Genomic DNA, 8,401 nt, shown 5'->3' with positions numbered 1-8,401 from the left:
GTCGTAATGGGTGTAAGTGAGCCTGACGAGGCCGGGCTGGAACAGCCCCTCGACGTGGAAATTATGGCGCAGCGCGTCGGTTCCCATCGCCGACGCCGCAACGGGGTCGATGGCGAAGCGGGAGGAGAATTCAGTGTGTTTTTGATCCATCTGTCCTGCTCGAATGATCATCCGGTCGACGCGGCCGCCACCGACTTTGCGTAATAGGCCTGCCGCGCCTGCAGACGCTCGCGGTAGCGCTGCTGGCTGGCGGCGAGATGCGTCCGCATCGCCTCGCGCGCGGCATTGGCGTCGCCCGCCGAAATCGCGTTGAGGATCACCAGATGCTCGCGCTGCAGGCCGCGCTGGTACTCGTCGGACTGGACGAGCTCCGTCGACCATGGCGAGGTGACGTCGCAGGGAATGGCGCGGCGGCCGAGCACGTCGAGCATCTCGACATAGAACGGATTGTTGGTGGCGCTGGCGATCGCGCGGTGGAAGGCGAGGTCGGCCGGGCCGGTCGGCTGGCCGTCGAGCAGCAGCCGCTCGAACTCGAAGAAGGCCTCCTGGATCGCCGCTTCCTGCGCCGCGTTGCGGCGGATGGCGGCAAGTCCGGCCGATTCGATCTCGATCGCCAGCCGCACCTCGAGCACGTTGAGCGCGATGGAATCCTTGGCCCCCATGTCGGCGGCTAAAACGCCGAGGGTGGTGGAGATGTGCTCGGTGACGAAGACGCCGGCGCCCTGGCGCGGCTCGACAAGGCCGTCGGCGGCAAGCTTGGCCAAGGCCTCGCGGATAACGGTGCGGCTGACGCCGAAGGTCTCAGTGAGCTGCCCCTCGGTCGGCAGCTTGTGCCCGGGCGGGATCTCGCCCGCCAAAAGCTGCTTACGGATCGCCGCGACCACCGTTTCCGACAGCTTCGGCTTCCGTTCGACCCTGAGGTCGGTTGTGCTATCGGCCACCTCGATCACTCCTAATGGAAAAGGCCCCTTAGTGGAAAAGACCCCTTAGTGGAAAAGATTGGGCAGCCACAATGATATTGCCGGCACATAGGTGACAAGCATCAACACTGCGAAGGCCGCGCCATAGAAGGGCCAGATCGACCGCATGGCCGTCCAGATCGGAATGCGGCCTATGGCGCAACTGACGAAGAGCACGGCCCCGACTGGCGGCGTGCAGAGGCCGATGCCGAGATTAAGGATGAGGATGACGCCGAAATGTACCGGGTCGACGCCGTAAGCCATGACCACCGGCAGGAAGATCGGCGTGGTGATGATGATCAGCGGCGACATGTCCATGAACGTGCCGAGGATCAAAAGCACGACGTTGATCAACAGCAGGATGACCAGCTTGTCGCTGGAGATCTCCTGCAGGAAGGCGACCAGCGCCGCCGGCACGCGCAGATAGGCGAGCAGCCAGCCGAAGGCCGCGGCGCAGCCTATGATCATCAGGACCATGGCCGTCGTGCGCACCGCCGCGGTGGTCGCCGAGACGAAATCGTTCCAGCTCATCGAGCGGTAGATGATGAGTGTGACCAGGAAGGCATAGACGATGGCGATGCAGGAGCTTTCCGTTGCTGTGAAAATGCCGGAGCGGACGCCGCCGAAGATGATGCCGATCAGGATGAGGCCCGGAATGGCGCCGAAGAGCAACTGGAGCGCCCGGCCGAAACCGGCGAAAGGCTCGGTCGGATAGCCGCGCCGGCTGGCGACCAGATAGGCCGTGATCATCAGCGCGAGCGCCAGAAGCAGGCCCGGGATGACGCCGGCGGTGAACAGGTCGGCGATCGAGATGCGGCCGCCGGCCGAGATGGAGTAGATGATCATGTTGTGCGACGGCGGGATCAAAAGGGCAATGATGGCCCCGACAGAGGTGATGTTGACGGCGTAGTCGATGCCGTAGCCGCGCGCCTTCATCTGCGGGATCATCAGCCCGCCGACCGCGGACGCGTCGGCCACGGCCGAACCAGAGATGCCGCCGAACATGGTCGATGCGGCGATGTTGACTTGGCCCAAGCCGCCGCGCAGATGGCCGACAACAGATCCGGCCAGCGCCACCAGGCGGGCGGCGATGCCGCCGCGTACCATCAGGTCGCCGGCGAAGATGAAGAACGGAATGGCCATCAGCGAGAAGACGCTGACACCCGAGTTCAGCCGTTGGAACACTACCACCGGAGGGAGGCCGAGCGCGATGATGCCTGCGAAGCTCGCCACGCCGAGGCAGAAGGCGATCGGCGTGCCGATGATCAGCAGGAAGACGAAGGTGCCGAAAAGCACGGTCAAGGCCATGGCTCACATCTCCTCGCCGGTGGCGTGGATGTCGGTATCGACAGGCAGGCCGGCAAAGCGCCCGGCAAGCCGTTCGAGCGAGAACAGGCAGACCAGCGCGCCGCCTAGGATGACCGGCAGGAAGCCGACGCCTCCGGGCAGGGCGAGCGACGGCATGATCGTGCCCCAGGTCAGCCTGGCAAGTTGGATGCCGTAGATGATCATGCCGCCGCCGAACGCCAGCACGACGATGTCGGAAATGGTGCGAAGCACCGCCTTTGCCGGCGCCGGCAGAAAATAGAGCAGCACGTCGAAGCCGAGATGTGTGCGTTCGCGCACGCCGACCGCAGCCCCGAGAAAGATGAACCAGCCCATCAGCAGCACCGAGGAGGCCTCGGTCCAGCTCGGCGAGCGGTTGAGCACATAGCGCGAGAAGACCTGCCAGGCGATGATGATCGTCATCAAGGTCAGCCCGGCGCCGCTGACCCACAGCGCCAGCGTCGCCAGGCCCGACAGCAGGCGCTCGGCGCGCAGCCAGAATGCGTTCGTTTCCGGCTTCGCCACTGGCGGCGCGGAGGTGTTCGCGCCGCTCGGTCTATTGTCGGTTCTGGTCATTTCGCAGCCTGGATGCGGGCGGCGAGATCCTTGAGCGCGGGCGTCGAGAGATATTTGTCGTAGACGGGTTTCATGGCGTCGATCAGCGGCTGCTTGTCGATCTCGGCGACCTTGACGCCGGCCTTCTCGACGATATCGCGCGACTTCTTCTCCTGCGCGTCCCAGAGCTCGCGCATCTTGACGACGCTGTCCTTGGCCGCCTGCCTGACGATCGCCTGGTCTTCCGGCGAGAGCTTGTCCCAGCTCGCCTTCGACATCACCAGCACTTCCGGCACGATCTGGTGCTGATCCAGCGTGTAATGCTTGGCGACCTCGTAGTGCTTGGCGGATTCGAAGCTCGGCCAGTTGTTCTCGGCCCCGTCGATGACACCCGTCTGCAGCGCCGAATAGACCTCGCCATAGGCCATCGGCGTGGCGTTGGCGCCGAGCGCGTTGACCATGTCGACGAACACGTCCGACTGGATGACGCGGAACTTCATGCCCTTCAGGTCGGCAATCGAGCTGATGTCCTTCTTGGTGTTGTAGAAGGAGCGCGCGCCGGAATCGTAGAAGGCGAGGCCAACGAGATCATGCGCCTCGAACGCTTTCAGGATCTGGTCGCCGATCGGCCCGTCCATGACATGGCGCATATGCTCGACCGAGCGGAACATGTAAGGCAGCGACGGCACCGCGGTTTCCGGAACGATTCCGTTGAACGGCCCCATCGACACGCGGTCGAGGTCGATCACACCCGATTGCGTCTGCTCGATCGTGTCCTTCTCCTCGCCGAGCTGCGCCGAGTGGTAAACCTCGATCGAATAGCGGTCATTCGTCCGCTGCTTGATCAGCTCGCCCATATATTTGACCGCCTCGACGGTCGGGTAGCCGTCGGGATGCGTGTCCGACGACCGCAGCACGGTCTCGGCATTGGCGATGCCGATCAGCAGCGAGCCGAAGGCCAATGTGGCCGCCGTCAATTTCGAAAAATGCAACATGACTTCCTCCCTTTGAAACCCTGACGTACCGCTCAGAGCCGGTACGCTCTCTTGGCAAGCGTGTAGGCAAGCTCCCGCGCCAGCTCATGCGCTTCCTCCTCGCGCAACCGGTATTCGGCGACCAGCCGCGCCAGGAATGCGCAGTCGACGCGGCGGGCGATATCGTGACGCGCCGGGATCGACGGAAAGGCGCGCGTGTCGTCGTTGAAGCCGACGGTGTTGTAGAAGCCGGCCGTCTCGGTGGTCATTTCGCGGAAGCGGCGCATGCCTTCCGGGCTGTCGTGGAACCACCATGCCGGTCCGAGCCTGAGCGCCGGATAGACGCCGGCGAGCGGCGCCAGCTCGCGCGCGTAGCTCGTCTCGTCGAGCGTGAACAGGATGATTGTCAGGTCGCGCTCCAGCCCGACGCAGTCGAGCAGCGGCTTCAGCGCCGTCACATAGTCGGTCCTGGTCGGGATATCGAAACCCTTGTCGCGGCCGAATTTCTGAAAAATAGCCGGCGAATGATTGCGCCATGATCCCGGATGGATCTGCAGCACCAGGCCGTCGTCACGGCTCATCTTGGCCATCTCGGTCAGCATCTGGGCGCGGAACAGCCGCCGTTCGCGCTCGTCGTCCGAGCCGCGGCGGATGCGGTTGAACAATTCTTCCGCAGAGTGATCGGAAAGATTGGCGGTCTCAGCGGTCGGGTGACCGTGATCGGAAGAGGTGGCGCCGAATTCCTTGAAATAGGCGCGGCGCTCTCGATGCGCTTCGAGATAACCGGCCCAGGTACCGGTGTCGCAGCCGGTGATCTCGCCCAGCCGGTCGAGATTGCCTGAGAATCCTTCGAAGTCGGGATCGACCACCGCGTCGGGCCGGTAGGCGGTGACGACGCGACCTTGCCAGCCGCTGTCGCGGATCATCCGATGCCATTTGAGGTCGTCGAGCGCGCCTTCGGTCGTGGCGATCACCTCGATTTTGAAGCGCTCGAACAGCGCCCGAGGGCGATAGTCGTCTTGGCTGAGCAGCGCGGCGATCGTGTCGTAATGGCGGTCGGCGGTGCTCGCATTGAGCGGCTCTTCGATACCGAACAGATGCTCGAGCACATGGTCGAGCCAGAGCCGGGTCGGCGTGCCGCGGAACAGATAATAGTGCTCGGCAAAGCGCCGCCAGATCGCTCTGCCGTCGGTCTCGACCGGGGCCCCATTGAGCATCGGGAAGTCGAGCGTCTGCACGCCGAGATCTTCAAGGCGCACGCCCTGACTGAACAGCATGCGGAAAATGTAGTGATCCGGCACGATCAGCAGTTGCGCCGGATCGGGGAACGGCTCGTTGAGCGCATACCAACGCGGATCGGTGTGGCCATGCGGACTGATGATCGGCAGGTCTTTGACCCCGGCATAAAGGGTGCGAGCCAACGTTCGCGTTTCCGGCGCGAAAAGCAGATCCGGATCGGTCAGTGCAGCCACTTTCTCCTCCCAGGCTGGCCTATTGGTAGATCGGTCGGAGATAATGTCAACATACAAAAATCATTAAGTTGTATGATGACTTTTGCATGAAGTACGGCCATTGTGCGGGGCAGCGACGGGTGCTACGTCGCAGCCGTCCATTGCTGCCAGGCGAGCGGCTCGACGCGCCGGATCGGAGACTTCAAGCCAATGAACAGCCGTCTTTCGAACGCCACGATCGCGAACCTGCCGGGTGCCATTGTCATACCGCGCTACGATCGCGGTGCAGTGACGCCGGGCATTGTCCATCTCGGTGTCGGCGCCTTCCATCGTGCCCATCAGGCGGCCTATGTCGACGCCTGCCTGGCGGATGGCGAGACGGGCTGGGGCATCATCGGCGTCTCGCTGCGCAGCCCCGACACGCGCGATGCGCTGTCGCCGCAGGACGGGCTCTACACGCTGGCGGTAAGAGACAGCGCCGGCGAGCGGCTTGAGGTGATCGGCTCGATCCTGTCGCTGCTGGTGGCGCCGGAAGACCCCGGCGCGGTGCTCGCCGCGCTGACCGATCCACGCATCCGCATCGTCACGCTGACCATCACCGAAAAGGCCTATCTGAGGGCGGCCGACGGCAGCCTCGACGAGAACCATCCCGACATCGTGCACGATCTGGCAAACCCTGGATCGCCGAGAACCACGCACGGCTTCCTGGCCGAGGCGCTCGCCCGCCGCCGCGCCGCCGGCATACCGCCCTTCACCGTGCTCTGCTGCGACAACCTTCCCGCCAACGGCGCCACGCTCCACCGCCTGCTGATCGAGTTCGCAAAGCTGCGCGATTCACGGCTCGCCCGCCAGGGCGATGCCGAGGCCGCCCGCCAGGGCGATGCCGCCCGTGGCAGCGCAGGCGATCGGCCGTTAGCCGGCTATGTCGCTGACGATGTGGCTTTCCCGTCGAGCATGGTCGACCGCATCGTGCCGGCGACCACGGATGCCGACCGGACGCGTATTGCGCAAGAGCTCGGCCTCGAGGACGCCTGGCCGGTGATGACCGAACCGTTCCGCCAATGGGTGGTCGAGGATCGTTTCCCCGCTGGACGACCGGCCTGGGAAAAATTCGGCGTCACCATGGTCGAGGACGTCGGTCCCTTCGAGGACATGAAGCTGAGGCTGCTCAACGGCGCCCATTCGGGCATCGCCTATCTCGGCCTGCTCACCGGCCATGCCACCGTCGATCGCGCATTCGCCGATCCGGCGATCCGGCAATTCGTCGATGCGCTGTGGGCAGAAGCGATCCCGACGCTGCCGGAGGGCGCCGGGCTCGATACGGCCGCCTATACGGCCGAGCTCGCCGAGCGCTTTTCCAACACGGCGCTCGCCCATCGCACGGCGCAGATCGCCAATGACGGCAGCCAGAAACTGCCGCAGCGCATCATTGCATCGGCCCTGGAGTGCCTGGAAGCCGGCACCGAGCTGGTTCATCTGACGCTGGTGGTAGCCGCTTGGATCGCCGCCTGCGCGGCGCGGGGAAAGACCTTGCCGGAGGGCCATTTCACCGATCCGCTCGATGCGGCATTGACGGCACTTCTGGACCAACAATTGCCGGCGAACGAAACAGTCACGGCAGTGTTCGACCTTGCCGGTTTCGCCAAGGATCACGCCGAACGCCGCACGTTGATCGAACTCGTGGCCGTGCATCTCGTCCACTTGCGGCGAGAGGGTCCGGTGCTGGCATTCGCCGCGCTCGGCATAGACAGCCGTTGATTCGCCTGCGGGTGACCGGGTCCAGATATCTTCGCTGGACATCGACCGCTTGCTGACAAGCAGGCGGACTGTCCATCAAACAAAAAAGCGGGGCAAGCCCCGCTCCTTCGATCCATTGTCATGAGCTGCGTCAGGCCGGCAACAGCGCGCCTTCCAGCGTCGTGAGCTGGCTGAGGAACTGCTCGGCCTTGGCGCGAGCCTCGTCGTCCTTGGCGTCGGCGGCGTCTTCCCGGGCCTCCTGGATGCGGCGGGCAATGTCGGCACGGTCGATGTCGTTCACATGCGTCGCCGACTCGGCGAGTAGCGTGCAGCCGGAAGGCAGGATGTCGGCGAAGCCGCCGAACACGACATAGCGCTCTTCGGCGCCGGCCGCGGTCTTCACCGTGACGACGCCGGGCTTGATCATGGTCATGACCGGAGCGTGCTGCGCAAGCACGGTCATTTCGCCGTCGACACCCGGGATGACGACGAACTCGACCTGCTCGGAAACGAGAAGCCGCTCCGGCGAGACCAGTTCGAACTTGAAAGCTTCAGCCATGCCAATCTAGCGAGTAGTGAATAGCGAGTAGCGAGTAGTGAAGAAACTCGGCCGGCCCACTGATCCCTATTCGCTACTCCCTATTCGCTATTCGCTTTTTTACGCTGCTTCAGCCGCCAGGCGCTGCGCCTTCTCGACCGCTTCCTCGATGCCGCCGACCATGTAGAAGGCGGCTTCCGGCAGGTGGTCGTAGTCGCCGGCGCAGAGGCCCTTGAAGCCCTTGATGGTGTCGGCGAGGTCGACCAGCTTGCCCGGCGAGCCGGTGAACACTTCGGCGACGAAGAACGGCTGCGACAGGAAGCGCTCGATCTTGCGGGCGCGGGCAACCGTCTGCTTGTCCTCTTCCGACAGCTCGTCCATGCCCAGGATCGCGATGATGTCCTGCAGCGACTTGTAGCGCTGCAGGATCGACTGCACCTGGCGGGCGACCTGGTAGTGCTCCTCGCCGACGACCATCGGGTCGAGCATGCGCGAGGTGGAGTCCAGCGGATCGACGGCCGGATAGATGCCCTTTTCCGAGATGGCGCGGTTGAGCACGGTGGTGGCGTCAAGGTGGGCGAAGGACGTCGCCGGCGCCGGGTCGGTCAGGTCGTCAGCCGGAACGTAGATCGCCTGCACCGAGGTGATCGAGCCCTTGGTCGTCGTCGTGATGCGCTCCTGCAGCGCGCCCATGTCGGTGGCCAGCGTCGGCTGGTAACCCACCGCCGACGGGATGCGGCCGAGCAGCGCCGACACTTCCGAGCCCGCCTGAGTGAAGCGGAAGATGTTGTCGACGAAGAACAGCACGTCCTGGCCCTGGTCGCCTAATATTTCCGCGACCAGGGCCAGGACGTGCTGTTC

The 8,401-nt window shown here is 64.3% G+C and carries 7 protein-coding genes and 2 pseudogenes; 1 reads left to right on the top strand and 8 read right to left on the bottom strand.

Annotated features, from left to right (window positions below):
• The 6 genes and pseudogenes from EOA29_RS43040 to uxaC form a co-directional block, all read right to left on the bottom strand.
• Positions 1–150: pseudogene (locus tag EOA29_RS43040) on the bottom strand (5-dehydro-4-deoxy-D-glucuronate isomerase); the annotation flags it as partial.
• A gap of 17 nt (positions 151–167) precedes the next feature.
• Positions 168–941, bottom strand: coding sequence for a FadR/GntR family transcriptional regulator (locus EOA29_RS17080; RefSeq protein WP_126091346.1), 774 nt, complete (start codon positions 939–941; stop codon positions 168–170).
• 45 nt (positions 942–986) lie between these two features.
• Complete coding sequence (locus EOA29_RS17075; protein ID WP_126091345.1) at positions 987–2,267, bottom strand: TRAP transporter large permease; 1,281 nt, start codon at positions 2,265–2,267, stop codon at positions 987–989.
• Positions 2,268–2,270: 3 nt separating this feature from the next.
• Entirely contained in the window at positions 2,271–2,861 is a 591-nt protein-coding gene (locus EOA29_RS17070; protein WP_126091344.1) for a TRAP transporter small permease, read from the bottom strand.
• Complete coding sequence (locus EOA29_RS17065; RefSeq protein WP_126091343.1) at positions 2,858–3,835, bottom strand: TRAP transporter substrate-binding protein; 978 nt, start codon at positions 3,833–3,835, stop codon at positions 2,858–2,860. The genes EOA29_RS17070 and EOA29_RS17065 overlap by 4 nt, the downstream gene beginning before the upstream one ends.
• 32 nt (positions 3,836–3,867) lie before the next feature.
• Entirely contained in the window at positions 3,868–5,286 is a 1,419-nt protein-coding gene (gene uxaC, locus EOA29_RS17060) for a glucuronate isomerase (protein ID WP_126091342.1), read from the bottom strand.
• Positions 5,287–5,475: 189 nt separating this feature from the next.
• On the opposite strand from uxaC, the gene EOA29_RS17055 reads away from it, so the two are divergent.
• Positions 5,476–7,023: a mannitol dehydrogenase family protein gene (locus EOA29_RS17055; protein WP_126091341.1), complete on the top strand. Its 1,548-nt coding sequence runs from the start codon at positions 5,476–5,478 to the stop codon at positions 7,021–7,023.
• Positions 7,024–7,153: 130 nt separating this feature from the next.
• On the opposite strand, the gene EOA29_RS17050 is transcribed toward EOA29_RS17055, so the two are convergent.
• On the bottom strand, positions 7,154–7,561 hold the full coding sequence (locus EOA29_RS17050; protein WP_040974468.1) for a F0F1 ATP synthase subunit epsilon: 408 nt from the start codon (positions 7,559–7,561) through the stop codon (positions 7,154–7,156).
• 99 nt (positions 7,562–7,660) lie between these two features.
• A pseudogene (locus EOA29_RS17045) lies at positions 7,661–8,401 on the bottom strand (F0F1 ATP synthase subunit beta); the annotation flags it as partial.

It is taken from the genome of Mesorhizobium sp. M1E.F.Ca.ET.063.01.1.1 (genome assembly GCF_003998155.1).
GTDB lineage: Bacteria > Pseudomonadota > Alphaproteobacteria > Rhizobiales > Rhizobiaceae > Mesorhizobium.
The sequence above is the reverse complement of the archived record's forward strand: the minus strand, read 5'-3'. Positions and strand labels throughout refer to the sequence as shown.

Coding starts and splice junctions, on each gene's coding strand:
- EOA29_RS17075 (WP_126091345.1), bottom strand. CDS start 2,267: ATGGCCTTGACCGTGCTTTTCGGCACCTTCGTCTTCCTGCTGATCATC.
- EOA29_RS17070 (WP_126091344.1), bottom strand. CDS start 2,861: ATGACCAGAACCGACAATAGACCGAGCGGCGCGAACACCTCCGCGCCG.
- EOA29_RS17055 (WP_126091341.1), top strand. CDS start 5,476: ATGAACAGCCGTCTTTCGAACGCCACGATCGCGAACCTGCCGGGTGCC.
- EOA29_RS17050 (WP_040974468.1), bottom strand. CDS start 7,561: ATGGCTGAAGCTTTCAAGTTCGAACTGGTCTCGCCGGAGCGGCTTCTC.
- EOA29_RS17065 (WP_126091343.1), bottom strand. CDS start 3,835: ATGTTGCATTTTTCGAAATTGACGGCGGCCACATTGGCCTTCGGCTCG.